The organism is Nocardia wallacei, assembly GCF_014466955.1.
In the GTDB taxonomy this organism is placed as follows: Bacteria; Actinomycetota; Actinomycetes; order Mycobacteriales; family Mycobacteriaceae; genus Nocardia; species Nocardia wallacei.
Map to the genome: position 1 here is coordinate 6,503,531 of NZ_AP023396.1, position 25,308 is coordinate 6,528,838.

Consider the following 25,308-nt stretch of genomic DNA (forward strand, 5'->3'; position numbering starts at 1 on the left):
GAGCATCGAGAGCGGGTGGGGGCGTGGCGGTTGGGTTGCGGGGGTGTAGCGGGTGCCCAGGGGTGGGAAGGTGGTTGGGTGGGGGTGTGGGATAGAGTCCAAAGCCCTCGGTTGTCTGCGAATGGTTGTTGTGCTCGCTGGCCAAGGTCACCTTCTGCGGCATCCCGCATCCGCCCGGCTAACGAACGGTGAAGAATGACAGATCTGTGGGGTGTTGCGGAGTGATGGAATACATTGCTGTGGGCGACAACTCGACGACGAGATCAGATCAGGAACGGGGGCCGGTGGTGGCCAAGCCGATATCGGACGTTCGGCAAGCATCGATTGCCGACTCGGCCTGGTAGCAGAAGACACCGGAAGCACCATGCACAACAGGATTTTTCGCGCCGTCGCGGCGGCCGCCGCCACTACGGCGCTCATGTCCCTCGGTATCGCCTCGGCCGATGCGGATCCGGGCGATCCCACCTCGGCCAGCCGGGGAGTTCGTCCCGATCGCAGCCCGGTCGACAATCAGTTCCTGGACAAGAGCCACCTGAAGGACGCCGATCATGTGCGGCAGGACGCCGCCATCCAATTGGCGCACGCGGAGTGCGGCTGGCTGGACGCCAACGGCAATTCGGCCGCCAATCAGGTTCGGCTGGCGGAGAATCTCCGCGGGTCGGTGGAGTATCCGTACACGTTCCTGGCGGCTACCCTCGACACCTATTGCCCGTGGCATCAGCTGCAACGTCCGCACAGCGGCTGAACCGCTCACAATCCACGCAGCGGCTGAGCCGCTCACAATCCACGCAGCGGCTGAGCCGCTCACAATCCACGCAGCGCCGCCAGCACCTCGAAGGCCACATTCGCGGTGTCGTACAGCGCGCGAATCTCCACGGCCGCGACGTCGCGGGTGTTCGGATCCTGTAGCGCCAGCCCGTTCCCGAAGACGACGACGTTGTAGCCCACATCGACGATGCGCAGCAGCGGCCTGGTCGCGACCCCTTGCCCCGCCAGCAGATCCAGCCCTTCACCGACGAAGTACAGCCGCCACAGCGGCCCCAGATCCCCGCCGTACACAGCCTTGGTCACATCGACGATCGCGAAGCCGACCGAAGCGATACCGTCCACTATCTTGAAGAAGTCGCCCGCGTTCTCGGGCCGGGTGCCCACTGCGGCAACGGAATACGCCAGATCCACGGTGAGGTGCGCGTTGTACCCGACCATCGCGAGCCGGGCGGAGGAGATCTCGCACTGCCGGGCGAGGGCGAAGTACGGCGCCCAGTGCGGCTCGACCGCGCCGCCGCCGAACTCCGCGTGCAGATTGACCAGGAAGCGGCGGAGCAGCTCCAAGCTGATCGCGTGGGCGTAGTCCGACTCGGCGAAGGCGGCGGGGTCGCGCTGCATCGGCATGACCGACAGTTGCTCGGCGGTGTCCAGGCCGAGCGGGAACACACCGCGCCGATCGCCGTGCGCCACCAGGATCTCCGTGATCCGCCGATGCCGCTCGACCGCGTCCTCCAGCCGTCGCAGCGGCGCCCCGGCCAGGGTCGAGGTATCCGACAGCGCCGTGATGGTGTCGACCTCGGAATCCGCGAGCGGACTGCCGCACGCAACCGCCGGGGTATCCGCACCGAATGCGGCGGCGGGCGCCACACCCAGCGCGAGCACACCTGCCAGGACGATGATCAAGCTCCGGATTGGCCGCATGGGGGGAGCCTAGGCCGCCAGGCGGTGGATCGCAGGGTCCGCGACACGGTCGTCGAGCTGCGCAAGATCGGTCAAGCGCCGGCTCACCTGCACGTATCAGACTGTTACCCGTGACCAACGGACGTGACCGCCTGCGCGAACTCCTCGATGCCGTGCTGGACGAGGACAACACCACGCTGGGCGCGATGGCCCAGCACGCCTTCGCCTCGCCCTACCACTTCGCCCGCCAGTTCTCCCGCGGGACCGGGGAATCACCGGTCGCGTTGCGGCGCAGGGTGTTGCTGGAGCGCGCGGCGTGGCAGCTGAGCACCGGGGCGTCCGTGACCGACGTGGCGTTCGCGGCCGGTTACGACTCGGTGGAGGGATTCAGCCGGGCCTTCAGTCGCGCGTACGGGCATCCACCCAGCGCCACCTCCGCCACCGCGCGGCGGCACTGGCTGAGCGCGGCGAACGGCATTCACTTCCATCCGCCGATGTCGCTGTGGGTGGAGCGGGAACCGAAAGGCAGGCACGACATGGACCCGACCTCACTGCTGGTACACCACGATCTCGACGACACCCGGGCCCTGTTGCGGCTGGCGACCGGCCTGGACGAGGAGCAGTACCGGCGCGACCGGGGTGCGCACACGGTACTCGAATGGGACGGCCCGGATGATTCGATCGCCACCGCGCTGGACCACCTGATCTGGGCCAAGGAGGTCTGGCTGGCCTCCATCGACGGTGAGGACACCCCGCCCCGGCAACCCGACGACCTGCCGACCCTGACGCGCCGGCTCGACGCGGTGGGCCCGCGCTGGCTGGAGACGATCCGCGGCATCGACCGCCGCGGCGGCTGGGGCGACACCCTCATCGACGCGCTGTGCGAGCCACCCGAGAGCTTCGTGCTCGGCAGCGTCGTCGCGCACGTACTCACCTTCTCCGCGCACCGCAGGCAACTGGTCCGGCACTGGCTGCGCGACGAATTGCCGGACAGCACAACGGAAATCGATAGTGGCGACCCCATCATGTGGCTACGAGAGCGAGGCTGAACCATGCCCTACACCACCTACTACACCGCGACCACCCTCGACGGTTTCATCGCGACGCCGGACCATTCACTCGACTGGCTGTTGTCGCGCACCGTGGACGGCGACGGTCCCATGGGCTACGACGAATTCATCAAGGACATCGGCGCGATCTGCATGGGCGCCAGCACCTATCAGTGGATCCTCGACAGCGGCGAGGCGTGGGTGTACGACATGCCCGCCTGGGTCTTCACCCACCGCACGTTCCCGCCGCGCACCGACGCCGACGTGCGCTTCACCCAGGACCCGGTGCCGACCGTGTACAAGGAGATGGCGGAGGCGGCGGGCGGGAAGAACCTGTGGGTGGTCGGCGGCGGCGACCTCGCCGGTCAGTTCGCCGACCACGGCCTGCTGGACGAGGTGTGCGTCTCCATCGCCCCCGTCACCCTGGGCGCGGGCGCGCCCCTGCTCCCGCGCCACGTCGAGTTGAAGCTCACCGAGCTGGCCACCAACGGCGAATTCGCCTGCGCCCGTTACGCGGTGGTGCGGGCCTGAGCCGTCCGGACACGGCACGACCTCGTTCCTCGGCACGCGACGACGCGCACCGGGGAACGAGACGGCGAAACGGCCCTCCTCGCCGTATTCGCCGTCGTGGCCGCCCTGGCCGTGCCGTTCACGGCGGCCCCGCGGGCCCACGCCGCCGCAACGGTGGTGTGGGAGACCCGGGTCAGCGACCGGATCCTCGACTTCGGGGTCTCCGCACCGAACTTCGACGCACCGATCAAAGTGGTGCGCCTGCTGGTGCCGCCGGGATGGTCGAAGGACGCCACCCGGACCTGGCCCACCGTCTGGGTGCTGCACGGCGGCTTCGACGACCACAGGTCCTGGACCGACAAGGGCGATCTGGAGGCGCTCACGGCGGGTGCCGACGCCATCTTCGTGCTGCCCGAAACCAGCTGGTGCAGTGCGTATTCCGACTGGTACAACGGCGGTCGGGGCGGCGCGCCCGCCTGGGAGACATACTTGACCGAAGACCTGCGCACCATCCTGGAGAACCAGTATCGGGCCGGCGACGTCCGCGCCGTCGCGGGCAACTCGATGGGCGGGCTGGGCTCGATGAAGCTGGCCGCCGCGCACCGGGGGATGTTCCGGTCGGCGGCGTCGTTCAGCGGCAACGTGGACCCGCTGCACGCCTCCGGCGCTCCCGGCGAGCCCGACAAGCCGGGCCAGGGCTGCGGCGCCAACTGGAAACTGGTCTGGGGCGACTACACCGTGCCCGAGGAGCTGAAGATCTGGCAGGCCAACGACCCCTACGTGCAGGCCGACAAGCTCACCGGCATACCGCTGTTCGTCTCCTACGGCCGCAACGACTTCGTCGAACAGGGCGCCTACGAACAGAACTACCGTTTCGTCGACCGCCTGCAACAATTGGGCGCCACGGTCGACGAACGGTACGAACCTGATCAGGGCCACAACTGGGACGCCTGGACGGCCCAGATGCGCAACGCCCTGCCGATGCTGCTGAATTCGGTGGGCGGCTGAGCGCCTACATCTCCGGCAGCCGGTCGCCCTGCACCAGCTCCATGTCGAGGTCGATCTTGACGGTGGTGCCGACCGCGGCCACACCCGCTCGCACCACCGCGTTGTAGTCGATGGCGAAATCGTCACGGCGCAGCAGGGTTTCGGCGTGGAAGGCGGCGCGCACGCCACCCCACGGGTCGGGGCCATAGCCGCCGTAGGTGAGGGTGAGGTCGATCGGGCGGCGCTCGCCGTGCAGCTCCAGTTCGCCCGCCATGATCCAGCTGTCGGCGCCGGTGCGGCGCAGGCCGTTTCCGGTGAACCCGATGATCGGGTACCGCTCGACGTCGAGGAACTCGGCCGTGCGCAGATGGTCGTCGCGCATGCCGACACCGGTGTCGATGCTGGCCGCCTTGATCTCGGCGTATCCCGTGGTCTGCTCGAAGTTGCCGGCCACGTCCAGCCGCCCGCTGACATCGGCGAAGCGGGCCTTGATGCTCGCGATGCCGAGGTGGCGCGCGGTGGCGACGACCGTCGAATGCACCGGGTCGATGGTCCAGGGGCCGGGCGGCGGCAGCTCCACCGAACCCGCCTCCGGCTCGAGCCGGACGTCGCCGAGCGTCCCGGCGCCCGTCGCGGAGACGCGGGCGATCTGGGCGATCGGCTTGTGGCCGGGCGCGGTGACCACGGCGGTGTGCATGCCGGCGGGCAGCGCCTCGGTGGTGGCCGCCCCCGTCTCGTCAGCCACCGCCCGAGCCAGCTGCCGCCCGTCGAGGCCGGTGACGGTCAGCACCGCCCCGGCCACCGGCCAGCCGTCGGCGTTTCGAATCTGTGCGGTCAATCCACTCATGACAGCTCCACATGCTGGTCGTCGTAGCCGAGGCGCACATCGTGATCGATGTCGCCGCCGCTGACGTGCACCCGGCCGGTCACCGGCGGGTAACCGCGGGCGACGACCGTGTAGTCGCCCTCGGGCAGGTCGGTCACGGTGTATCGGCCCTCCGCGTCGGTGCGGGCGGAGCCGACGGCGGTGCCGCTCGCGTCGAGCACGGTGATCTGTGCGTCCTGCACCGGCCGTCCCGCGGCGCGGACCGCGCCGGACAGTTGCGCCATCGACGCCAGTTCGACGTCGAAACGCAGCTGACCGCTGTCGGGGATGGTCAGCGTGGTCGCCGTGGGCCGCATGTGCGGGGCGACCGCGACGAGGGTGTAGGTCCCCGAAACCACGCCGTGGCAGACATATCCGCCGTCGGCCGCGGTGACGGCCGCGCCGACCACATCACCGCGCAGGTCGGTCACCGTCACCGTGGCGCCCGCGACCGGCTCGCGGCGACCGGCGGTGCGCACCGTGCCGGTCAGCTCGCCGGAGCCCTGCAGCGTCAGGTCCAGGTGCTGCGGGCTGCCGTCGACGGTGACGTTGACGGCCGTGGGCTGATGGCCGCTCGCCGACACGATCAGCACGTAGCCGCCGGGCGTGGGCGGCTCGATGACATAGGTGCCGCCGCCGTCGCCGGTCGCACGCGAAACCTGATGTCCGCGTTGGTCGATCAGCGTCAGTGCCGCTCCGGTCACCGCGCGGCCGTCCTCGCGTCGGATCCGGCCGCTGATCGAACGTCCGCCCGTGGCAGCCGTCGCCTGAGCCGTCGTCATAGCCGACACCCGGTGCGCCGCATGGCCGTTGGCGACCGCATGGCGACCGCCGGTGGCGGCGAGCACCGGCTCGGGTTCGAAGATCACGGGCGCGGGGTCCCGGTCCACGGTCCGTTCGGGCTCGGCTCGGTGCGCCGCCGCGACGGGCTCGACCTCGACCGGCACGGCGGCGGCAGCCGCGCTCTGATCCGCTGTGGCACTGTCCGATTCGGGCTTCGGCTGAGCCGTCGATGGGTCCTGCAACGGAATCTCCTTCATGAACATGAGCACGACGCACGCCAGCAGGGCCACGGCCGCGCCGAGGAAGAACACACCGTGCATCGCGTTGGTGAAGCCGATCAGGATGGGCTCACGCACCTGGTCGGGCAGCGCGGCGATACCGGCGGTGTCGGCCTGCAACTGGTCGAGCTTGTCGGTATCGAATCCGGCGGGCAGCCGTCCGCCGAAGGCGTCGAGGATCTTGTTCGGCAGCATGTTGAACAGGATCGTCAGGAACACCGCCACCCCGAGCGTGCCGCCGACCTGCCGGAAGAACGTCGCCGACGCGGTCGAGACGCCCATGTCCCGGCGTGGTCCGGCGTTCTGCGCCGCGATGATCAGCGTCTGCATGCAGAAGCCCAGTCCGAGGCCGATGATGCCGCCGAAGACCAGCGGCTGCCACAGCGGGCTGTCGAATTTCACCTGCGCGTAGAGCAGCGCGCCGATGGTGATGATGAAGGTGCCGAGCACGGGCAGGATCTTGTAGCGCCCGGTGCGCTTGGTGACCTGACCGGCGATCACCGAACCGCTCATGATGCCCAGTACCAGCGGCAGCATCAGCAGGCCCGCCTCGGTCGGCGAATACCCGCGCACCACTTGCAGATACAGCGGCACCATGGTGATGGAGCCGAACATGGCGACACCGACGATGGTCCCGCCGCCGATGGCGACCGAGAACGTGGAGTTCCGGAACAGCCGCAGCGGGATCAGCGCGGCATCCTTCATCAGGGCCTCGACGATCAGGAACAGCACCAGCCCGACCGCGCCCACGCCGTAGCAGAGCAGCGCCTTGCTGGAGTCCCAGCCCCAGCTGCGGCCCTGTTCGGCCACGATCAGCAGCGGCACCACGCAGATGGCCAGCGCGACCGCGCCGAACCAGTCGACGCGCAGTTTCTGCCGCTGGTGCGGCACATTGAGCACCTTCGCCACCACCAGCAGGGCGAGTGCACCGACCGGCACGTTCACCAGGAACACCCAGCGCCAGCCGTCGAGGCCCCACAGGTGGTCGTAATCGGAGAACAGGCCGCCCAGGACCGGGCCCAGCACCGTCGAGGTGCCGAACACCATCATGAAGTAGCCCTGGTAGCGAGCGCGCTCCCGCGGCGGCACGATGTCGCCGATGATGGTCAGCGCCAACGACATCAGGCCGCCCGCACCGAGACCCTGGAAGGCGCGGAATCCGGCCAGCATGTACATCGAGGTCGCGAACGTGCACGCCGCCGAGCCGATGACGAACAGGGCGATCGCGGTGAGATAGAACGGCTTGCGGCCGTAGATGTCGGCCAGCTTGCCGTACAGCGGGGTACTGATCGTCGCCGTGATCAGGTAGGCGGTCGTCGCCCACGCCTGCTGATCGAATCCGTGCAGGTCGTTGGCGATCCGCACGATCGCCACGCTGACGATGTTCTGGTCGAGCGCGGCCAGGAACATGCCCAGCAGCAGGCCGGACAGAATAGTCAGAACCTGCCGGTGCGTCAGCGACGGTTGCGCACCGGCGTCCAGGACCGGCTGCGCCGCCGGTGCCCGGGTGGTCGAAGTTGTCATCAATCAAGCCCTATTCGAATCGGCTGTGGCAGTGGTCTTCTCGATCCCGATGACGAGCCGCTCGACCAATTCGGTCAGCGTCGTCCGCTCGTCCTCGGACCAGTCGGTCAGCAGTCCGGCCAGCACATGGTTGCGGATGCGGCGGTTCTCCTCGAACACCCGCACCCCCTCCGCGGTGGGGGCCAGCAGGCAGGCTCGCCCGTCGACCGGGTCGGCGCGGCGTTCCACCAGTCCGTGCGCTACCAGGTTCCTGGTCTGCCGGCTGATGGTGGAGATCTCGGCGTGCAGCAGTTCGGCGAGCTTGCCGGTCCGCTGGGGGCCGTCGTGGACCAGGCAGAACAGCACCGCGTAGGCCGGTCGCTCGAGCCCGTCCGGGCCGAGCGGGGCCAGCTGCGATTTGGTTCTGCCGATCGCCCGCATGAGCCGGACCAGCTGGGCGCCGAGTTGGTCGGCGACGTCGAGTTCGGCCTTCGTAGCACCGCGATCACGGGCAGCAACGACCATGATCAGCTTTCCTTTTCCCCGCAACACATTTGTTTAGCACTTACAACTAGTTGCTGAGGCCAACTATACAGACCGGAGGTGGCACCTCCGCAAGCGGTATTTCGAAAATCATCCCAGGTCTGCGACCTCAGCGCCACGAAGGGTACAGAGCACCGGTGACAGCTGTGGCCAGGAACACATCGCCGCGGTCTTTCACCTCGCCCGATTTGCCCGTATCGAAAGAGTCGGGGAGCCGGACGGATTCGGCAGGTTAGCGGTGCGATTGCCCGCCGAGCCGCCTAGAATCTGCGGGACCGACGCGAAAGGGAGCCGCAGCATGGACGCGGTCATCACGGAAGTCGCCGAAGAGGGCAAGCGGCTCATCGACGCGGCCTGGCTGGGCAGGATCACCCGCGACCAGGCGGTACACCGGTTCGTTCAGGTCGGCGACGGCCTGGTCGAACTCACCACCGCCGAGGACATCGTCGACGACGGCTTGGCCTGGCTGGATTCGCACTCCACCCGGCTGCGCCTGCTGGGCTGGTGCGCGGTGCTGGAGCTGCCGGTATTCGGCGGTCTTGCGGTGGTCGGCGTGCTCACCGGAGACTATCTGGCCGCGACCGTCGCCGCGCTGCTGCTGGCGGGGCTGCAATACGTGCATCGCCGGTTCGCGCCGCATCCGACCCCGATCCGCCGACCGTCCCGCGCTGGGCGTTGAGCCGCGCGCGCCGAATACCATGACCCGATGACCAAGGCCCAGCGGCTGCATATCGTCCCGTCGCGATTCGCCGTGGAGCATCTGCCCACCGCGACCTTCCCCGAGGACGACGAGTGGATCGCGCTGGTGCGCGCGCCGGAGGGGCTGACCATGGTTCGGGAGGCCCCGCCGTGGGAGCGGGGCGAGACGTGGGTGGGTTTCTACGCCGGAGCGGCCGCCCACGGGCTGCACGACGCCGGCCTGCTGGCCGCGCTGGTGAGTCCGCTCGCCGACGCGTCGATCCCGGTCTTCGTCGCCTCGACCTGGCACGCCGATCTGGTACTGGTACCACAGGAACGGCAGGACGAGGCGGCCGCGGCCCTGCGGTCGGCCGGCCACGAGATCTCGGAATCCACAGGCGCGTAAGGATTCTCAGACGTACCTCACGCCGCTCGGCGGGCCCGCTCGAGTTCGAGCAGGCGCTGCTTGCGTTCCACTCCCCCGGCGTATCCGGTGAGCGACCCGTCGGCGCCGATGACGCGATGGCACGGGCGGAGGATCAGCAGCGGATTCGACCCGATGGCCGTGCCCACCGCGCGTACCGCGGCCCGCGACGCGCCGATTCGCGCCGCGATCTCGCCGTAGGTCACGGTGTCGCCGTACGGTACCCGGTCCAGGGCCTGCCACACCCGGCGCTGGAAATCGCTGCCCGCAGTGGTGAATTCGAGGTCGAACTCGGTGCGCTCGCCCGCGAAGTAGTCGCCCAGCTGCGCGGCGACCGAGCCGAACGCCGCCGGGTCCGCGGTCCAATGCTCCCGCACCGCAACGCCTTTGCCGCCGCCCATGGACAGCGCGGTGAGCACCACGCCGTCGGCCGACGGTTCCCCGGTCAGCAACAGCTCGCCGATCGGACTGTCGATGGTGGTGTACACGGCCATGAGAATCCTTCCGTCGTCTTCCACGGTCCAATGTGCCTCGGCTCCCGAGCCGCTACCGGCGGAAATCGGACATGCCATTCGTGGTCGCCGGAATATCGCCGCGACCTCACCCGGTTGCGATGTCGGACAGCCCTACCCCGCTCCTCGAGGAGAAACATGCGGATCATCGTCATCGGCGCGACCGGGACCATCGGATCGGAGGTCGCCGCCCAACTGGAACACGGCGGTCACGAGGTGGTCCGCGCGGCACGCGGCGGCGCGGTTCGCGTGGACATGGACGATCCCGCCTCCATCGATGGGCTGTTCGCCACGGTGCCGGACGTCGACGCGGTGATCTGCTGCGCGGCCAGTGGCAAACTCACGCCGCTGGATTCCGACGACGACTTCTACCGCGGCATCCAGGGAAAGTTGTTCGGCCAGGTCCACCTGGTCCGCACCGCGCTGCGCCACCTGCGCGACGGTGGGTCGATCACCGTGACCTCGGGCGTGTTCGAGCGGGTGGAGACCGGGATGTCGTTCGGCGCGCTGGTCAATGCCGGACTGGAGTCGTTCGTGCGAGCGGCGGCCGTCGAGATGACGCGCGGGGTGCGCGTCAACGCCGTCAGCCCCGGCTGGGTGGCCGAGACCCTGGAATCGATGGGACGCGACGGTGCCGAGGGCACTCCGGTCCGCGACGTGGCCCGGGCGTACCTCGAGGCCGTCGAGGGATCGGGACAGGGACAGGTGCTGCGCCCGAGCCGGACGGGCGTGCGGGTGGTCTGATCCGCCTCAGACGCGCTGCAGTTTCTGGGCCCGCTGCACCGGCCGGAGTGTCTTGTCCAGGTTGGTCCGCATGGTGGTGGCCGAGTCCAGCAGGTAGTTCTGCCGTACTCGCCAGGGATGCCGGTCGCCCTGGCGCGGGAAGTCGCCGATCGAACGCTGGATGTAGCCCGACGCCAGATCGAGCAGCGGATGCTGTTCGAGGTGGCCCTGCGGCTCGGGCACGACCGCGCGATATCCGCGACGGTCCATGTGCGCCAGCACTTTACAGACCAGCCGGGAGGTGAGGTCGGCGCGCAGCGTCCAGGAGGCATTGGTGTAGCCGATGCAGACGGCGAAGTTCGGCACTCCCGTGAGCATGGCTCCCTGCCAGACGAATTGCTCCGACAGTTCCACCGGCGCGCCGTCGACGGTCAGCGAGATACCGCCGAAGGCAAGCAGTTTCAGCCCGGTGGCCGAGACCACCACATCCGCCGGGAGCACCCGGCCCGACCGCAACCGGATCCCTTCGGGCACAAAGCTTTCGATGTGGTCGGTGACCACCTCGGCCTTGCCCTTCTTCATGGACTTGAAGAAGTCGGCGTCGGGGACGGCGCACAGCCGCTGGTCCCAGGGGTTGTACGAGGGCGTGAAGTGCTCGGCGACCAGCCGCTCGTCTTTCAGGATGCGGGTGGACAGTCCCGTCAGGAGCTTGCGCGCCGCCTCCGGCCGCCGTCGGCAGTACTGGTAGAAGCCCACGTTGAACAGGATGTTCTTGGTGCGGATGAGCCGATGCGCGAGCTGTGGAGGCAGCAGGTCGCGGATGCGGTCGGCGTACTTGTCGCGGCCCGGGACCGGGGAGATCCAGGTGGGCGAGCGCTGCAACATGGTGACCAGCTCGGCCTGCTCGGCCATCGCCGGGACCAGTGTCACGGCCGTCGCGCCGCTGCCGATCACGACCACGCGCTTACCGGTGTAGTCGAGGTCCTCGGGCCAGAATTGCGGATAGACCAGCTGACCGGAGAACGATTCCACACCCGGGAACTCCGGCGCGTGGCCCTGGTCGTAGTCGTAGTAACCGGCGCAGCAGTAGAGGAAGCCGCAGGTCAGCGTGTGCCGTTCGGCGCCCTGCCGGATGGTGACCGTCCAGCGGGCGTCGTCGCTGGACCATTCGGCCCCGACCACCTTGGTGCCGTACCGGATGCGCTGCCCGATGCCGTACTGGTCGGCGGTCTCCTGGATGTAACGCAGGATCGACGGGCCGTCGGCGATCGACTTGGCGTCGCGCCAGGGCTTGAACGGATAGCCGAGGGTGAACATGTCCGAGTCGGAACGAATGCCGGGATACCGGAACAGGTCCCAGGTACCGCCCAGCGACTCGCGCGCCTCGAGGATGGCGTAACTGCGGCCGGGGTGCTCGGACTGCAGCCGGTAGGCCGCGCCGATCCCCGAGAGACCCGCCCCCACGATCACGACGTCGAGATGTTCAGCTGCCACGGTCATGGTTCCAGTGTGCGCGGCGCCGCGTCGCGCTTCTTGACTTCACACGACAACTATTTGATTCTGGACGACATGTCGGTGATCCGGTCCGCGGGCCTGCGCGGCTTTCGCGCCACGGTGGCCGAACTGGGCGGCGACGCCGAGGAGTTCGCCGTCGCGGCCGGGCTGCCGATCGCCGCGCTGGACGCCGACGACCTGCTGGTCTCCGACGAGGCGATGGCGCTGGTGCTCGAGATCGCCGCGGAGCGGCTGCACTGCCCGGATCTGGGACTGCGCATCGCGAGGCGGCAGGATCTGGGCATGCTGGGCCCGCTCGCGCTGGCCATCCGCAGCTCGCCCACCCTCGCCGAGGCGCTGGAGTGCACCTCGCGCTACCTGTTCGTGCACGCGCGGTCACTGAGCCTGACCCTGGAACCCGATCCGTACGGGGACCGGGGCGTCACGGCGCTGCACTACGGCGTGCGGCCGGGGCTGCCGATCCCCGTGCAGGGCACCGATCTGGGGCTGGGTTTCCTGCACCGCGCGCTGTCGCGGCTGGCCGACGGGCCGTACGGGCTGCGTACGGTGGAGCTGCCCTACCGGCCGGTGGCCCCGCGCGGGGTATACGAGCAGTTCTTCGGCGCGCCGGCGCGGTTCGAGCGCCCGGCCGCGGTGCTGCGCGTGCCCAGCAGCCTCACCTCGATGGCCGTGGCCGGTAGCGACGAGACGCTGCGCCGGTTGGCGATGGCCTTCCTCGCCGAGTTGTCCACCGGCGCGGGATCGGCCTACGAGCCGAAGGTGCGCGCGGCCGTGCGTCAGCTTCTAGGCACCACGACCCCCGAATTATCCGCTGTGGCAAGGCTTCTCACCACGCACCCGCGCACCCTGCAGCGCCGCCTCACCGCCGAGGGCACCTCGTTCGCCGCCATCCTCGACGACGTGCGCCGCACCGAGGCCCGGCGTTACCTCACCACCACCGACCTGCCCATGAGTCAGATCGCCTCCCTGATCGGGCTGGCCGAGCAGTCCACCTTCACCCGGACGTGCCGCCGCTGGTTCCGCACCACCCCCACGGCCCTGCGCCGCGCGCAGCACACCGCGAACAACACGGCCTGGTGAGTCCCGCGGCCGGGAAGCGTTTGCGGGCCAGGCGGATTCGCGCGGGGGTCAGGAGGCGGCGGGCGCCCAGTGATTGGCGGTGAGGTTGAAGCCGGGCAGCGCGGACAGCGACATGGTGGCCTCGTACAGGCGCTCGTAGCCGGTGTGCGCGATGCGCCACTGCCCGTCCGCCTTCCGGTAGCGGTCGTTGTAGTAGGCCGCGCCCCGGATCGCGACGTCGAACTCCGGCACGATCACGGTGTCCTCCATACACCAACTGCCCGTGGCGTTCTCGCCGTCCACCACGATCTCCGGGTGACTGCTCACGTGTACGGTGATGATGTTGCGGTCCAGCGTGCTTCGCATGTAGTCCACGATCGCGGCACGGCCGGTGAACCGCAGTGGCCGGCCACCCGACGGCGAACCGTAATTACCGGTCGCGTCCTCGGTGAGGGTGCCGGCGAACTCGTCCCACCGCTTCAGGTCCAGTGCCCGCAGATAGCGGTACTTCACCGCACGAATCTCTTCCAGCGCGACCAGGTCCACGCGCCTACCTCCTAGCATCGCCCCGCGGCTCACTCTAGAACACGTTCTTATTTCCCGTGGGCGGTTTCGCTCTTGCGCTTCGCGGACTTCTTCGCGCCCTTCTTGCCGTTGGACGACACCGCGGCGAGGGATTCTTCGCGGCCGTCGCGGCGGGCGACAGCGGAGACCAGCAGACCGACATCGTCGGCGTCCACGCGGACGGTGTCGCCGGGTTCGAGGTCGCCGCCGAGGACGAGGGTGGAGACCCGGTTCTCCAGCTCCTTCTGCACGGTGCGCCTGAGCGGGCGGGCGCCGAACTCGGGCTGATACCCGTTGTGCGCCAGCCAGTCTCGTGCGGCGTCGGAGACGTCGAGCTCGATGTCCTGGGCGCGCAGGCGGCGGCGTGGGCCGTCGAGGACCAGATCGACGATGTGCCGCAGCTGTTCCTGGTCGAGCCGGTGGAAGACGATGGTCTCGTCGATGCGGTTGAGGAATTCCGGGCGGAAGTGCTGCCGCAGTCGCTCCATCAGCTTCAAGGTGAGCGAATCCACGTCTCCCGCAGGGGCATTCAGAATCAGGTCCGAGCCGATGTTGCTGGTCATGATGACGATGGTGTTCTTGAAATCGACCGTCCGGCCCTTGGAGTCGGTGACGCGGCCGTCGTCGAGCAGCTGCAGCAGCACGTTGAACACGTCGGGGTGCGCCTTCTCGACCTCGTCGAACAGGATCACCGAATACGGTTGCCGCCGCACCTTGTCGGTCAGCTGGGCGGCGTCGTCGTAGCCGATGTATCCGGGCGGCGCGCCGACCAGCCGCGACACCGTGTGCTTCTCCTGGAACTCGCTCATGTCGAAGCGGATCATCCGGTCCTCGTCGCCGAATACCGCCTCCGCCAACGCTTTCGCCAGTTCGGTCTTGCCGACGCCGGTGGGTCCGAGGAACAGGAACGAGCCGATCGGGCGGTTCGGGTCCTGCATGCCGGCCCGGGCCCGGCGCACCGCCTCGGCGACCGCGGTGATCGCCTCCTCCTGTCCCACCACCCGCTTGTGCAGCACGTCCTCGAGGCGCAACAGCCGCTGCTTCTCCTCCACCGTCAGCTCCGACACCGGGATACCGGTCTGCTTGGACACCACCGCGGCGATGTCGTCCACGGTGACGTGCGGGAGGTCGTCGGCTTCCCGGCCGATGCGCTCGACCCGCTCCTCGGCCGCGACGATCTGATCCTTGAGCGAATCGGCCCGCGCGTAGTCCTCGGCGGCGACGGCGGCGTCCTTCTCCCGCTTCAGCCGGGCCAGCTCCTCCTCCGCCTCGCGTCGGTCCGGACCGGGCATGCGGGTGCGCAACCGGACCCGGGCCCCGGACTGGTCGACCAGATCGATCGCCTTGTCGGGCATGAAGCGGTCGGTGATGTAGCGATCCGAGAGTTCGGCCGCGGCGATCAGTGCCTCGTCGTCGTAGCGGACCTGGTGGTGTTCCTCGTAGACGTCGGCCAGCCCGCGCAGGATCTCGACCGTGTCGGAGACCGACGGCTCGGTCACCATCACCGGCTGGAAGCGGCGTTCCAGGGCGGCGTCCTTCTCGATGTGCTTGCGGTACTCGTCGATGGTGGTCGCGCCGATGGCGTGCAGTTCGCCGCGGGCCAATGCCGGTTTGAGCAGGTTGCCCGCGTCCATCGAGCCCTCGCCGCCGGACCCGGCGCCGACGATGGTGTGCAGTTCGTCGATGAACAGGATCAGCTCGCCGGAATGCTCACGCACCTCGTCCAGGATCTTGGTCAGCCGCTCCTCGAATTCGCCGCGATACTTGCTGCCCGCCACCAGCGATCCCACGTCCAGCGCGATGACCCGGCGGTCGGCGAGGGTCGTGGGAACGTCGCCGTTGACGATGCGCTGCGCCAGCCCCTCGACGATCGCCGTCTTGCCGACACCGGGATCGCCGATCAGCACCGGATTGTTCTTGCGCCGCCGCGACAGGATCTCGACGGTCTGCTCGATCTCCTCGGCGCGGCCCACGACGGGATCCACCTTTCCCGCGCGGGCCTCGGCGGTGAGGTCACGGCCGTACTCGTCCAGGGTCGGGGTATCGCTGGGCACCTTCTGCCCTTCGGCCTGCGGCAGCCTGGCCCCCGCCAGCGCCTGCGCGGCCGGGCTGTCGCTGTTGGCGGCGAGACCGAGCAGGACATGCTCGGGACCGATGTAGCTCGACCCGGCCTCGGCGGCGCTGCGCTGGGCGTTGCGCAGCGCGAGCTTGGCGGCCGGGCTCAGCACGATACCCCCGCCGGCCGTCGTGGCCGACGCCGCGCCGCTGCCCGCCGCGCCGCGCATCTGCGCTCCGACCTGATCCGGGTCGAGATCCAGCTGGGCGATGACGCTGCGCGACGGCTCCACCTCGGTGGCCGCGTAGAGCAGATGCTCGGGCGTGATCTCGGCATTGCCCCACTCCCGCGCCGCGTCGCGAGCCGTGGCGACCAGGGTCTTGGCGTTGTCGCTGAGCAGGCGCCCGAGGTCGATGCGCTGCACCGGCGGCTCGGCTGTCAATCCCGACGAGCCGAAGAATCGGTTGAAGATGTCGTCGAACGAGCCGAGCGAACCGGGCCAAGCTGCGGTCATGTCCACACCTCGTCGTCTCTCGGCGCCGCGCCCGCGGCGCGCTTGCCATGGGCGCCGGGCGATGGCGAATCTTCGGCTACCTCGGCGCCCGGCGATCGAATTCCACCGTACTCCGCGACGCAACCCCTGAACTCGGGGGAAGTATCGCGAATCAGCGAACTTCTGGTGACCATCGCGGGATGCGACATTCCGTCCGTTCGCTTCCGCCCACAGGCGGGTCGCACCGCAGGGCCGTCCACGGCCGGCGCGAGGACCGAACTTGTCGTACCCCTCCGGCATACTGATCTCGTCGGACGCCGATCCGGTTGCACCGCAAAGTAATCCGCAACCCGAGGAAAGGCGTTTACATGGCCGAGCTCTACTCGTCGACGTCCGACGACCGCGCCGACGATCGGCTGGCCGCCGAGATCGAGCGGCATCGGGATCTGCTGCGCAAACCCGTCGCGGAGCACTGGCGACGGGTGGACCTGCGAATCCGGTCCGCCGCGCCGGCGGTGCAGTACCTGCTGGTGAAGCAGGCGGGGCGGCTCGTCGACGGTCTGCTGATCGACGCCGAGCGGCATCGCGACCTCGACGTGGACGCCTACCGGGCGGTGCGCGACGGGGTGCCGGTGCGCTACGACGCGCGGCGGCGGGTCTTCGTCGCCCAGCGCGGGCGCAGGGAGATCCTGATCCGCCCCGACGGCGCGGAGCGGCGGCTGGGCATCATCGCCCGGCTGGCGGCCGACGGCGTGGACGTGGACCAGATCCTCACCGTGGCCACGGTGGTGGTCTCCCACCCCGGGTACCCGGGCGTAGCGCCCGCCCGGGTACCCCGCCGTGACGACCCGCTCCGGCAGGCGCACAGCCGGGCCACCACCGGCCGGTGAACCGAGCGCCGGGACGCAGTGCGATACTGCGCCCCGGCCTCGGCACGGCTTCGCCAGGCGCGGTTGGGATTTCGCGCTCCGGCGAGGTTTGTGGCGATGCCCCGGTGTTGTGCGTGGGTGGTCTCGGCGGGCGCGGGTTCAGTCAGCGGCGCTTTCGGGGCGGCGGGGGGATGGGGTGTTCGCGGTGGGTAGTGGTCCGAGGCGGCGATGGATCAGGTGTTGTTGCGCGAAGGTCCAGGTGTTGCTGGTGGCGAAGTAGATCAGGATGCCGACCGGCATCAGGACACCGGCGACGGCGGCGCCCAGGGGGAACACCCAGAGGGTCAGCCGGTTGATCAGACGGGTCTGCGGGGTGGTCTCGGTCTGCCGGGCGATGGCCGAGCGCGCGGTGAAATGGGTGGCGACACCCGCGATCAGCACCAGCGGAATCACCACGGCGAGAACGGCACTCAGCGATCCGCCCGAGGTGGCGAGGGTCGCCGACAGCGGCGCGTCCAGCAGCTTCGCCTGCAGGAACGATTGCACCTGCGCGGGTGCGAAGACGTAGTTGGCGGTGGCCGCGTTCTCGGCGGCGGTCATCGAGGTGGAGTTGCCGAGCAACGGCACCTGCGACACGGGCCCGGTTCGATCGAACGAGCGCAGCACGTGGTACAGCCCGAGGAACAACAGCAACTGCCCGACCATCGGCAGACAGCCGCGCAGGAGGCTGAAGTTGTGCTCCTGCTGCAGTTTCCGGGTTTCGGCGACGAGTTTCTCGCGGTCGTCGGCGTACTTGGCCTGCAATTCGCGCACCTGCGGTTGCAGCACCGCCATGGTCCGGGAGAACCGCACCTGGGCCAGGAACGGACGCACCAGCAGCGCCCGCACGGTGACGACGAGCAGGACGATCGCCAGCACCCAGGCCAGGCTGCTGCCCGCGCCGAGCACGGCGGCGAAACCGGTGTGCCACAACCACAGCACGGCGGACACGGGGTAATACACGAAATCGAGCATGGGACAGCACCTCACGGTGAGGCGCCCCGCGGCGGGGGCGAGGGACAGGTCAGCGGAGTCGCCGACCGCGTCCTACGACGCGGTCAGGCTCCGCGACCCGGCGCCCTGGGCCGCGCCCGGCCCGCGGTGTCCGGATTGCTCTGGCGCAGAAACGATCCCCGGCGGCGGCGCTGCGCGGAGACCGGCGGCCCGGCAGGGGCGATCACCGGGAGCAGGGTGGCCCGCGCGGTGTGCGCGGCCACCACGGCCAGCGCCACCACCGCGGCCGCACCCACGGCGACAAGGGCGTTCGGCTCCCCGACCGGCATCGCCAAGGCCGCCAGCGCGGACACGACCAGCGCGCACAGCACCAGCGCGGCCGTCCGGATCCGGGAAGTCATGCGTACGAGAGTACCGAACGCGTGCCGCCGCACCGCGATTACTGCTTGGGCAGCGCGCCGTTCATGCCGCCCACATCGGTGACCTTCCAGCCGTCGGCCGGGTCGACGTCGACGGTGTAGGTGACGGTGGTCTGGGCGCCCTCGGGCGTCTGGGCGCTGGTGGAGGTGACGTTCAGGAAGACGTTCACCTGGTAGCGGCCGTTGTCGGTCGATATCACCTTGGCGGTGATCGGCGTCGCGCTGGAGGTCCACTTCAGCGGGACCAGGATCTCCTGGAGCTTCGGTGCGGTGGCGTCGAATTTGTTCGCCAGCTGTGGGCTGGTGTTCGCCTTCAGCTTGGCGACCCAGCCGTTCACGTCCTGGAAATCGATATTGGACGCGCCGACCGAATAGTCGGTGGCGACCTGCTCGGCGTGCCGCTCGTCGGCGGCCCGGGCGTCGCGGTCGTGCAGCGTTCCGCGCGCCGACAGCCACAGCGAGCCGAACACGGCGGCCAGCGCGATCAGCGCCACGCCCGCGAGGGCGGTCGCCACCGTCGACAACCGGACGGACACCGTGCGGGGCATCGCGCCACCGACAGCGGTAGACCCGGTGGCCTCCTTCGCGTCGACTGCCCGCTTCGGTTCGGTACCACTGTCGTCCGACATAGGTTCTCCTCTACTTGACATTCACTCGCACGCGCACGGCGCCGTCGCTGCCGACGTCGTCGAGGGCCTGCGTGATCAGGCTGGAAATATCGATCCGCGGCGCCGCCGAGGTCGCCGCGTCCGCCAGCGGTCGCAGCGCCGGCACCAGGGACTTCAGCTCCGGTCCCAGGTCCCGCAGCGCCGTGGTGAGCCGGTCCAGGAACGGGACCAGGCCGCTGCCCTCGGTGTAGGCCGTGGCCGGTCGCGTGTCGACGAGCCGGCCGACCGCGGCCACCAGGTCGTTCAGGGTCTGCGTGAACCGCACGAAGGCGGGGGCGGCGGCGCTGGTCGCCGGTCCCGCCCAGTCGATGTCGGCGGCCGCGGCCTGGAAACTGTTGAGCAGGTCGGCGATTCGCGGGCTGCGGCTCATGATCGCCGCGGCGAGCAGATCACCCGAGCGGGCCAGATTCGGGATCGCGGCATCGGTGCCGTCGAACACCTGGCTCGCGGTGCCGACCAGGGAGCCGACGACCTTCGGATCGAGCTGGTTCATCGTCTTGGTGACCAGCCGCGCGACCTCCGGAATCGACAGCGGCGTACGGACATTCGCGCTCGCCAGCCGTTGGCCGTCGCGCAGGTACGGCCCGGCGCCGGTGCGCGGCCGGAATTCGACGTAGGGCTCGCCCAGCGCGGACAGGTGCTCGATGGTGACGACGCTGTCGGTCGGCACGTGCCGGTCGGCGTCGACGCGCAGCCCTACCTCCACACCGTCGGCGGTCTTGCCGACCGAGGTGACGCGGCCGACCTCGATGCCGGACAACAGGATCGGCGAATCGACGCCGAGCCCGCCGGAGTCGGCGAGCACCATGGTCGCGCGGGTGTACTCGGCGAACGGGTCGGCGCGCACCACGCCGAAGGTCAGGTAACTCGTGCCGAGCACGGTGATGGCGGCGATCCCGCCGAGCGAGGCCAGCGCACCGGCTCTCATCGCACCGCTCCGATCATCCGCAGGGTGCCGACGATCCGGTCCGCCTGCTCCGCGGCCGGGACATCCCCCGCCGCATCGGTTTTCACGCCGACGATGTTCACCTTGGGTCCGTGCTCGAGGAACGGGACGACCTTGTCGCGCAGCAGCGACACGAGCGTCTGCAGATTCGACGGCCGACTCGTATCCAATGGTCGTGACGAGGCGAGCAGCGGCAGGAACGCCTGCGCCGCACCGTCGGCGCCCCGCAGTACCGGACCGAGCCAGGTCAGTGACGTACCGACCGGGCCGAGCAGGTCGAAGATCTTCGTCACGCCCACGATGGAGGCGACGATGCCGTTCATCTCCGCCACCGACTTCTCGCTCAGGATGTTGTCCAGCTCCGGCCGGATGTCGTGCAGCACCTGGGCATTGGTGCCGACGCCGTCGAGCAGGGCATCGACGCTGTCGAGGTGGGCGGCCAGATCGATCACGTCGTCGGCCATGGTCCTGGAGATCTGCGCGGTCCGCGCGGGGTCGCGCGGCAGGACGCCGTTGATCTGATTGATGGTGTCCTGCAGCTGTGTCACCGCGCCGCCCTGGGTGAACGTGGCGATGGCGGCCATGGTGTCCTCCAGCTGGACCGGCGGTTTCGTCTGCGCCAGCGGAATGGTGGCGCCGTCGGACAGCAGGGTGCCGAACCCGTCCGGCGGGGTGATGAGGGCGACGTGGATATCGCCGAGCACCGTGTTCTGCCGCAGTTCGGCACGGGTGGCGGCGGGCAGCCGCACCGATTCCGAGAGGTCGGCGTCGACCACCACGTAACCGCCGCGCCCGACCGGCTGCGCCGCGCTCACCACCGACACCCCGGACACCGTGCCCACCTGCGCGCCGTTGGCCATGATCTTCGCCCGCGCGGGCAGATTCAGCGCATTCGCGAACTCGATCCGCACGTGATAGGTCGGTCCCGACACCGTGGTGCCGGGCACGGGCACCGAGGACGGATCGAACGCGCACCCCGCGGCGGGCAGTGCCGCGGCGAGTACGACAGCCAGGCCCGCGGCGAGCCGCCCGGCGCGCTTCATCGGGCACCTGCCAGTCCGAGCACCAGGGTGGCGGCGTCGATCTTCACCATGCCGCCCTCGGCGGTGCACTCGCCGGGTGCGAGGGCGTTCACCGCCGCACACACCTGGTCCGCATTCGCTTGTGGCACCGCCACTTTGGGTGGCGCGTAGGAGATGCCGTCTCCCGACACCACGCGGAACGCCTGCGTGAGCACGGGGGTCATGCCGATGACCTGGGCCAGCGAACCCACGTGCGCGCGCAGGAATCTCACCAGGGGCACCGTCGCGTCGAGTGTCTTCATGATCGGATCACCGAAGATCGTGGTGAGGTCGTTGAGCATCGGCACCACCTGCTGTAGCCCGTCGAACAACTGCGCGCCCGGCCCGATGAGGTCGGTGGTGGCGTGGTCCAGGACCGGCGCCAGCCGGGTGAGCATGGATTTCAAGTCACCCCAGTGCTTTTCGACCTGTTTGGACACCGAGGCGAAGGCGTCGAAGATGCCGACCAGATGCGCGATGTCGGCGTCGGGCGTCGCCAGGGCCGCGCTCAGCTGCCGCACGATGGCATTGATCTGCGGGCCCGTGCCGACGGTCGCCGAATCCAGCGCGGACAGCCCGCGGGCCAGCGCGTCGGGCGAATTCGGGTCCGGGCCCTGGATTTCCGCGGACAGCCGCGCGAGCGCGTCGAGCGTCTCGCTGATGCTCTTGGGCGTGAGCGTCTTGGTGAGGCACCGGCCGGGAGTCCAGCGCGCGGTGTCCTTACCGCTGGACACCACGGCGAGCTGCCGCGCGGCGACGATGCTGTCGGACAGTGTGGTGGCGCCGGCGTCGGCGTACACGGGCTTGTCGGCCTCGACGTCGAACTCGACCCGCACCGAATCGCCCTGCGGCGCGATCGAAGTGACCGTGCCGACCGGAATCCCCCGCATGGTGACCTGGTTCCCGGTGTACAGCCCGACACTGTCCGGCATGATCGCGCAGTAACTCGCGGTCGGCTTCGCCGGATCGAACGCGACGAAGTAGCCCGCGACCGTGAGCGCGACCAGCACCGCGGCGCCGCCGATCGACATCAGCCAACGCGAGCCCAGTACCCGATGCAGCATCAGCAGTCCTTTCCCGGCACCGGCACACACACCCGCGCCGCGGGCGGCTGCACGGCGGCCAGCGGGTCCACGCCGGGCGGCACGGTGATGGTGGAATCGGATCGGTCGATCGTCGCGCCGCCGCCGGTCAGCTCGGCCAGCTTCTGTTCCAGGCCCCGCACCGCCGCGAGCACCGGTTCGAGCCGCGCGCCCAGGTTCTCCAATTGCGGGACGGCGTCGAACAACTGCCGCAGCTTCGGCTTCAGCGCCGAATCCCAGGTCGGCGCCAGCCCGGCCACCCGATCGACGACCACCCGCAGCAGCCGCACTCCTTCGCGCAGCTCGGCCTGCTTGTCGAGGACGAGGGTCTCCATCAGGTTCACGTTGTCCATCAACCGGCCCAGATCGGTCTTGGCGCCGTCGTACATGGTCACGTACTCGTCGGCGACGGCGACCGCGTCGGAGACCTGGGTGCGCTGCCGATCTAGGGCGTCGATGTAGGTGCCCAGGGTGTCCAGCGTGGTGCGCAGCGAATCCGGCGCCTGCTCGATCGAGGTGTCCAGCGCGGCGAGGTTGCGCCGCAGCGTATCTCCGTCGATCTGCCGCAGGGGCTGCGCGGCGTCCTGGAAGGTCTGCACCAGGCTGTAGGGCAGGCGGACCCGCTCGGCCGGAATCGCCTTGTCGCCCAGCGGTTCCCGGCCGGAGGGGAACAGTGCGACGTAGTTGCCGCCGACGATGGTCAGCATGCGCACGTCCAGCGCGGACTCGCTGCCGACGAACACCTCCGAGTCGACGGTGAACCGCATCAGTACCCGATCCGGTTTCAGTTCCAGTGATTTCACCTTGCCCACCGGGACACCGGCCACCCGGATGTCGTCACCCGCTTTCACCGACTGCGCCTCGGACAGTTCGGCGGTGTAGGTGTTCTTGCCGAGCGGCGCCACGTACAGCACGCCCGCCGCGAGCGCGAGCGCGGCCACCAGCACCACACCGATGATCCCGTAACGGATTTCGCGGCGATTCTTGGTCGCCTCGTCGGCAACCGCGCGGTCCCGGGGCAGCAACCGGTCCAGTCTCAGCCGTTGCATATCGCCACCTGCTGTCCCGCGATCAGCACCCCGAACACCTGCGGCACGTCGGCGCTTCCCTTGGAACACTGCGGTTTCCAGCCCGCCACGGACTTCGGGGTGGCGGCGTCGAGCCCGGCCAGCAGACCCGGCAACCGGTCGAGCACCTCCAGCGCCTGCTGCGGATCGGGGAACAGGTTGCGCAGCAAGGCGTTCACGTCGTCACCGGTCTGCAGGCCCAGGGCGTCGAACAGGTGGTCCAGTGGTCCGAGCACCGACGGCGCGGCCATCGCGAACTGCGCCAGCCCGCCGATATTGGTCTGCAACGCCTGGAAGATGTCGGTGAGCCGGGCCAGCAGCGGCACCAGGTGGTGCACGCGGCCGCCGACCTTCTCCGACAGGTCGGACATGTTGTGGATGAGCGTGCCGATCACCTGCTGCCGGTTGTCGACGTAGGCGGCCAGCTCGCCGATCGCGTCCAGCGCCGGTCCGACCCCGCCGCCGTCGCCCTCGATGAGCGCGACCATGCTCGCGCTGAACTGGTTGATCGCCTCGGGAGAGATGGTGGCCAGCACCGGTTTCAGGCCGTTGAACATGCTGGTGACGTCGAAGGAGGGCACGGTGCGCTCGGTGCCGATCGTCGCACCGGCCGGGATGCGCGCACCCGGCTGCGGCTGCTGCTGCAGGTCGATATAGCGCTGCCCGGTGAGGTTCTGGTACCGGATGGCGAGCCGGGAGTTGTCGTAGACGGGCGCATCGGTCTTCAGCGACAGGTGGACTCGCGCCTGCGCGCCGTCGAGCGACACGCCCTCCACCTTGCCGACCTGCACCCCGAACAAGCGCACGTCGTCGCCGACCTTGAGCCCGTTGGCGTCGGTGAACAGGGCGTCGTGCGACTCGGTGTCCCCGGCCACCGGTCGCTTGATGGCCGTGAACACCAGGGCGAGGACGACAACCATCACCCCGGCGAACAGCACCAGCCGCCACGCCGCGGCTCCGACCTTCATCGCGCACCTCCCAGCAGCGGCGCCAGCACCGGCACGCCGCGCACGTCGATCTCGGTATCGAGGACGGGTCCGTCCGGGGTGTCGGGCATGGCCGCGCGTAGCCGCCGCATCAGCTCGGCCAGTTCGGCTCCCGACTCCCGCGGCCGCGGCACCATCTGCCCGAGCAGGACGAGGACCGGCGCCAGCGTGTCGGTGGTGCCGGACAATCCGGCACCCGCCGTCCCGCCGAGATCGGCCAGACCGGGCAGCAACCGATCGGTGAGGACCCGCACCCCGATGTCGTAGGACTGCCGGTTCGCTTGCAGCCGCGGCAGATCGCGGATCAGGTCGAGGACCTCGATGGTGGCTCCGGCGAACTCGCCGCCGCCGTCGAAGGCGGGACCGAGGCGGCCCACCAGCTCCGAGGCCGGCATCTTCTGGTTGTCGGTGATGGTCTGGGCGACGGTGATCATCGCCTGCGCCAGCGGGGTGAATGCCTCGACATCGGTGGAGAGCTGCGCGATGACGGTGGCCATCTGCGGTGTCAGCACCGCGTCGCCGGTCTGCGACAGGCTGCGCAGCAGACTGCCCATGGTGGCGTCGAAGATCGCGGCGGAACGCTTTCCGGTCAGGTCGATGGTGCCGTTGTCGCGCAGCGGTGCGCCACCCGGCCCGCGCCGCAGCTCGATCTCGCTGATCCCGAACAGGTTCGCGGGCGCGTAGTCGAGCTGGAGACTGTCGTCGATGCCGAACAGCTGGGAACGGTCCAGCCGCAACGAGATCCGCTGCGTGCCGCGCTCGTCGGGCACGATCTCGGTGACCTTGCCGACCTGCACTCCGTCCACCCGCACCGGGGTGCCGGCCAGCACGCCGTCGCCGATCTGCTCGGTATGCAGGGCGATGTGCAGCCCGTCGTCGCCACGCAGTCCGCGATACAGCGATGCCGCGACCACCACGGCCGCGATCACGCCGAGCGCGACCGCGCCGATCAGCAGCGACCTCGTCTTGTCCACGGCGACGCCGGGCATTCCGTATTTCGGCATCCG

The 25,308-nt window shown here is 69.4% G+C and carries 26 protein-coding genes; 9 read left to right on the forward strand and 17 right to left on the reverse strand.

Going from position 1 to position 25,308, the window contains the following annotated elements:
* Nucleotides 1-364: 364 nt before the first annotated feature.
* Nucleotides 365-745: a DUF732 domain-containing protein gene (locus tag NWFMUON74_RS28850; protein ID WP_187684886.1), complete on the forward strand. Its 381-nt coding sequence runs from the start codon at nt 365-367 to the stop codon at nt 743-745.
* 59 nt (nt 746-804) lie between these two features.
* Here NWFMUON74_RS28850 and NWFMUON74_RS28855 read toward each other — a convergent pair whose 3' ends face one another.
* Entirely contained in the window at nt 805-1,689 is an 885-nt protein-coding gene (locus NWFMUON74_RS28855; protein WP_187684887.1) for a DUF5995 family protein, read from the reverse strand.
* Nucleotides 1,690-1,799: 110 nt separating this feature from the next.
* Between NWFMUON74_RS28855 and NWFMUON74_RS28860 the strand changes: the two genes are divergently transcribed.
* The 3 genes from NWFMUON74_RS28860 to NWFMUON74_RS28870 all read left to right on the forward strand — a co-directional run bounded on the left by NWFMUON74_RS28860 (nt 1,800) and on the right by NWFMUON74_RS28870 (nt 4,235).
* The gene (locus NWFMUON74_RS28860) at nt 1,800-2,717 is read left to right on the forward strand and encodes a helix-turn-helix domain-containing protein (RefSeq protein WP_197986929.1); all 918 of its coding nucleotides are present in this window, start codon (nt 1,800-1,802) and stop codon (nt 2,715-2,717) included.
* A gap of 3 nt (nt 2,718-2,720) precedes the next feature.
* Nucleotides 2,721-3,248, forward strand: coding sequence for a dihydrofolate reductase family protein (locus NWFMUON74_RS28865; RefSeq protein ID WP_187684888.1), 528 nt, complete (start codon nt 2,721-2,723; stop codon nt 3,246-3,248).
* Nucleotides 3,249-3,344: 96 nt separating this feature from the next.
* On the forward strand, nt 3,345-4,235 hold the full coding sequence (locus NWFMUON74_RS28870; RefSeq protein ID WP_187684889.1) for an alpha/beta hydrolase: 891 nt from the start codon (nt 3,345-3,347) through the stop codon (nt 4,233-4,235).
* Between the two features lie 4 nt (nt 4,236-4,239).
* Here NWFMUON74_RS28870 and NWFMUON74_RS28875 read toward each other — a convergent pair whose 3' ends face one another.
* The 3 genes from NWFMUON74_RS28875 to NWFMUON74_RS28885 are packed head-to-tail and all read right to left on the reverse strand — an operon-like array spanning nt 4,240 to nt 8,168.
* Nucleotides 4,240-5,061 carry a YceI family protein gene (locus NWFMUON74_RS28875; RefSeq protein WP_187684890.1) on the reverse strand — a complete coding sequence of 274 codons (822 nt, stop codon included), beginning with the start codon at nt 5,059-5,061 and terminating at the stop codon, nt 4,240-4,242.
* Complete coding sequence (locus NWFMUON74_RS28880) at nt 5,058-7,664, reverse strand: MFS transporter (RefSeq protein ID WP_187684891.1); 2,607 nt, start codon at nt 7,662-7,664, stop codon at nt 5,058-5,060. The genes NWFMUON74_RS28875 and NWFMUON74_RS28880 overlap by 4 nt, the downstream gene beginning before the upstream one ends.
* 3 nt (nt 7,665-7,667) lie before the next feature.
* Nucleotides 7,668-8,168: a MarR family winged helix-turn-helix transcriptional regulator gene (locus NWFMUON74_RS28885; RefSeq protein ID WP_187684892.1), complete on the reverse strand. Its 501-nt coding sequence runs from the start codon at nt 8,166-8,168 to the stop codon at nt 7,668-7,670.
* Nucleotides 8,169-8,484: 316 nt separating this feature from the next.
* Here NWFMUON74_RS28885 and NWFMUON74_RS28890 point away from each other — a divergent pair, with 316 nt between their 5' ends.
* Together NWFMUON74_RS28890 and NWFMUON74_RS28895 are read left to right on the forward strand one after the other, a co-directional pair.
* Nucleotides 8,485-8,865 carry a hypothetical protein gene (locus NWFMUON74_RS28890; RefSeq protein WP_187684893.1) on the forward strand — a complete coding sequence of 127 codons (381 nt, stop codon included), beginning with the start codon at nt 8,485-8,487 and terminating at the stop codon, nt 8,863-8,865.
* A gap of 27 nt (nt 8,866-8,892) precedes the next feature.
* Nucleotides 8,893-9,270, forward strand: a complete 378-nt coding sequence (locus NWFMUON74_RS28895) for an ACT domain-containing protein (RefSeq protein ID WP_187684894.1) — start codon at nt 8,893-8,895, stop codon at nt 9,268-9,270.
* A gap of 17 nt (nt 9,271-9,287) precedes the next feature.
* Here NWFMUON74_RS28895 and NWFMUON74_RS28900 read toward each other — a convergent pair whose 3' ends face one another.
* The gene (locus tag NWFMUON74_RS28900; protein WP_187684895.1) at nt 9,288-9,782 is read right to left on the reverse strand and encodes a methylated-DNA--[protein]-cysteine S-methyltransferase; all 495 of its coding nucleotides are present in this window, start codon (nt 9,780-9,782) and stop codon (nt 9,288-9,290) included.
* A 156-nt stretch (nt 9,783-9,938) separates the two neighbouring features.
* Between NWFMUON74_RS28900 and NWFMUON74_RS28905 the strand changes: the two genes are divergently transcribed.
* Nucleotides 9,939-10,544 (forward strand): short chain dehydrogenase, encoded by a 606-nt coding sequence (locus NWFMUON74_RS28905; protein ID WP_187684896.1) that lies wholly within the window; start codon nt 9,939-9,941, stop codon nt 10,542-10,544.
* 6 nt (nt 10,545-10,550) lie between these two features.
* On the opposite strand, the gene NWFMUON74_RS28910 is transcribed toward NWFMUON74_RS28905, so the two are convergent.
* On the reverse strand, nt 10,551-12,023 hold the full coding sequence (locus tag NWFMUON74_RS28910; protein WP_187684897.1) for a flavin-containing monooxygenase: 1,473 nt from the start codon (nt 12,021-12,023) through the stop codon (nt 10,551-10,553).
* 69 nt (nt 12,024-12,092) lie between these two features.
* Between NWFMUON74_RS28910 and NWFMUON74_RS28915 the strand changes: the two genes are divergently transcribed.
* Nucleotides 12,093-13,118, forward strand: a complete 1,026-nt coding sequence (locus NWFMUON74_RS28915) for an AraC family transcriptional regulator (RefSeq protein WP_187684898.1) — start codon at nt 12,093-12,095, stop codon at nt 13,116-13,118.
* Nucleotides 13,119-13,166: 48 nt separating this feature from the next.
* Here the strand turns inward: NWFMUON74_RS28915 and NWFMUON74_RS28920 are convergent, their stop codons facing one another.
* Nucleotides 13,167-13,643: a nuclear transport factor 2 family protein gene (locus tag NWFMUON74_RS28920; protein ID WP_187684899.1), complete on the reverse strand. Its 477-nt coding sequence runs from the start codon at nt 13,641-13,643 to the stop codon at nt 13,167-13,169.
* 47 nt (nt 13,644-13,690) lie between these two features.
* Nucleotides 13,691-16,231: an ATP-dependent Clp protease ATP-binding subunit gene (locus NWFMUON74_RS28925; protein WP_187684900.1), complete on the reverse strand. Its 2,541-nt coding sequence runs from the start codon at nt 16,229-16,231 to the stop codon at nt 13,691-13,693.
* A gap of 347 nt (nt 16,232-16,578) precedes the next feature.
* On the opposite strand from NWFMUON74_RS28925, the gene NWFMUON74_RS28930 reads away from it, so the two are divergent.
* Nucleotides 16,579-17,100 (forward strand): hypothetical protein, encoded by a 522-nt coding sequence (locus NWFMUON74_RS28930; protein ID WP_187684901.1) that lies wholly within the window; start codon nt 16,579-16,581, stop codon nt 17,098-17,100.
* A 138-nt stretch (nt 17,101-17,238) separates the two neighbouring features.
* Here the strand turns inward: NWFMUON74_RS28930 and yidC are convergent, their stop codons facing one another.
* The 9 genes from yidC to NWFMUON74_RS28975 form a co-directional block, all read right to left on the reverse strand.
* Nucleotides 17,239-18,093, reverse strand: a complete 855-nt coding sequence (yidC, locus tag NWFMUON74_RS28935; RefSeq protein ID WP_187684902.1) for a membrane protein insertase YidC — start codon at nt 18,091-18,093, stop codon at nt 17,239-17,241.
* Nucleotides 18,094-18,176: 83 nt separating this feature from the next.
* On the reverse strand, nt 18,177-18,473 hold the full coding sequence (locus NWFMUON74_RS28940) for a DUF6412 domain-containing protein (RefSeq protein ID WP_187684903.1): 297 nt from the start codon (nt 18,471-18,473) through the stop codon (nt 18,177-18,179).
* Between the two features lie 38 nt (nt 18,474-18,511).
* Nucleotides 18,512-19,120, reverse strand: a complete 609-nt coding sequence (locus tag NWFMUON74_RS28945) for a hypothetical protein (RefSeq protein ID WP_187684904.1) — start codon at nt 19,118-19,120, stop codon at nt 18,512-18,514.
* A gap of 10 nt (nt 19,121-19,130) precedes the next feature.
* Nucleotides 19,131-20,087 (reverse strand): MlaD family protein, encoded by a 957-nt coding sequence (locus NWFMUON74_RS28950; protein ID WP_187684905.1) that lies wholly within the window; start codon nt 20,085-20,087, stop codon nt 19,131-19,133.
* A complete protein-coding gene (locus NWFMUON74_RS28955) occupies nt 20,084-21,148 on the reverse strand; it encodes an MlaD family protein (RefSeq protein WP_187684906.1) in 1,065 nt (354 codons plus the stop codon). The genes NWFMUON74_RS28950 and NWFMUON74_RS28955 overlap by 4 nt, the downstream gene beginning before the upstream one ends.
* Nucleotides 21,145-22,230 (reverse strand): MlaD family protein, encoded by a 1,086-nt coding sequence (locus NWFMUON74_RS28960; RefSeq protein ID WP_187684907.1) that lies wholly within the window; start codon nt 22,228-22,230, stop codon nt 21,145-21,147. Before NWFMUON74_RS28960 ends, NWFMUON74_RS28955 begins: the two co-directional genes overlap by 4 nt.
* Complete coding sequence (locus NWFMUON74_RS28965) at nt 22,230-23,297, reverse strand: MlaD family protein (RefSeq protein ID WP_187684908.1); 1,068 nt, start codon at nt 23,295-23,297, stop codon at nt 22,230-22,232. Before NWFMUON74_RS28965 ends, NWFMUON74_RS28960 begins: the two co-directional genes overlap by 1 nt.
* Nucleotides 23,285-24,283: an MlaD family protein gene (locus NWFMUON74_RS28970; protein ID WP_187684909.1), complete on the reverse strand. Its 999-nt coding sequence runs from the start codon at nt 24,281-24,283 to the stop codon at nt 23,285-23,287. Before NWFMUON74_RS28970 ends, NWFMUON74_RS28965 begins: the two co-directional genes overlap by 13 nt.
* Nucleotides 24,280-25,305 (reverse strand): MlaD family protein, encoded by a 1,026-nt coding sequence (locus NWFMUON74_RS28975; protein ID WP_187684910.1) that lies wholly within the window; start codon nt 25,303-25,305, stop codon nt 24,280-24,282. Before NWFMUON74_RS28975 ends, NWFMUON74_RS28970 begins: the two co-directional genes overlap by 4 nt.
* Nucleotides 25,306-25,308: the final 3 nt, after the last annotated feature.

Bases quoted from the DNA above. Each gene is read 5' to 3' on its own strand.
- NWFMUON74_RS28880 (WP_187684891.1), bottom strand. From the start codon at position 7,664: ATGACAACTTCGACCACCCGGGCACCGGCGGCGCAGCCGGTCCTGGAC.
- NWFMUON74_RS28900 (WP_187684895.1), bottom strand. From the start codon at position 9,782: ATGGCCGTGTACACCACCATCGACAGTCCGATCGGCGAGCTGTTGCTG.
- NWFMUON74_RS28910 (WP_187684897.1), bottom strand. From the start codon at position 12,023: ATGACCGTGGCAGCTGAACATCTCGACGTCGTGATCGTGGGGGCGGGT.
- NWFMUON74_RS28915 (WP_187684898.1), top strand. From the start codon at position 12,093: ATGTCGGTGATCCGGTCCGCGGGCCTGCGCGGCTTTCGCGCCACGGTG.
- NWFMUON74_RS28895 (WP_187684894.1), top strand. From the start codon at position 8,893: ATGACCAAGGCCCAGCGGCTGCATATCGTCCCGTCGCGATTCGCCGTG.
- NWFMUON74_RS28955 (WP_187684906.1), bottom strand. From the start codon at position 21,148: ATGAAGCGCGCCGGGCGGCTCGCCGCGGGCCTGGCTGTCGTACTCGCC.
- NWFMUON74_RS28970 (WP_187684909.1), bottom strand. From the start codon at position 24,283: ATGAAGGTCGGAGCCGCGGCGTGGCGGCTGGTGCTGTTCGCCGGGGTG.
- NWFMUON74_RS28865 (WP_187684888.1), top strand. From the start codon at position 2,721: ATGCCCTACACCACCTACTACACCGCGACCACCCTCGACGGTTTCATC.
- NWFMUON74_RS28945 (WP_187684904.1), bottom strand. From the start codon at position 19,120: ATGTCGGACGACAGTGGTACCGAACCGAAGCGGGCAGTCGACGCGAAG.
- NWFMUON74_RS28960 (WP_187684907.1), bottom strand. From the start codon at position 22,230: ATGCTGCATCGGGTACTGGGCTCGCGTTGGCTGATGTCGATCGGCGGC.
- NWFMUON74_RS28875 (WP_187684890.1), bottom strand. From the start codon at position 5,061: ATGAGTGGATTGACCGCACAGATTCGAAACGCCGACGGCTGGCCGGTG.
- NWFMUON74_RS28925 (WP_187684900.1), bottom strand. From the start codon at position 16,231: ATGACCGCAGCTTGGCCCGGTTCGCTCGGCTCGTTCGACGACATCTTC.
- NWFMUON74_RS28905 (WP_187684896.1), top strand. From the start codon at position 9,939: ATGCGGATCATCGTCATCGGCGCGACCGGGACCATCGGATCGGAGGTC.
- NWFMUON74_RS28975 (WP_187684910.1), bottom strand. From the start codon at position 25,305: ATGCCGAAATACGGAATGCCCGGCGTCGCCGTGGACAAGACGAGGTCG.
- NWFMUON74_RS28855 (WP_187684887.1), bottom strand. From the start codon at position 1,689: ATGCGGCCAATCCGGAGCTTGATCATCGTCCTGGCAGGTGTGCTCGCG.
- NWFMUON74_RS28940 (WP_187684903.1), bottom strand. From the start codon at position 18,473: ATGACTTCCCGGATCCGGACGGCCGCGCTGGTGCTGTGCGCGCTGGTC.
- NWFMUON74_RS28885 (WP_187684892.1), bottom strand. From the start codon at position 8,168: ATGGTCGTTGCTGCCCGTGATCGCGGTGCTACGAAGGCCGAACTCGAC.
- yidC (WP_187684902.1), bottom strand. From the start codon at position 18,093: ATGCTCGATTTCGTGTATTACCCCGTGTCCGCCGTGCTGTGGTTGTGG.
- NWFMUON74_RS28930 (WP_187684901.1), top strand. From the start codon at position 16,579: ATGGCCGAGCTCTACTCGTCGACGTCCGACGACCGCGCCGACGATCGG.
- NWFMUON74_RS28965 (WP_187684908.1), bottom strand. From the start codon at position 23,297: ATGCAACGGCTGAGACTGGACCGGTTGCTGCCCCGGGACCGCGCGGTT.
- NWFMUON74_RS28850 (WP_187684886.1), top strand. From the start codon at position 365: ATGCACAACAGGATTTTTCGCGCCGTCGCGGCGGCCGCCGCCACTACG.
- NWFMUON74_RS28950 (WP_187684905.1), bottom strand. From the start codon at position 20,087: ATGAGAGCCGGTGCGCTGGCCTCGCTCGGCGGGATCGCCGCCATCACC.
- NWFMUON74_RS28890 (WP_187684893.1), top strand. From the start codon at position 8,485: ATGGACGCGGTCATCACGGAAGTCGCCGAAGAGGGCAAGCGGCTCATC.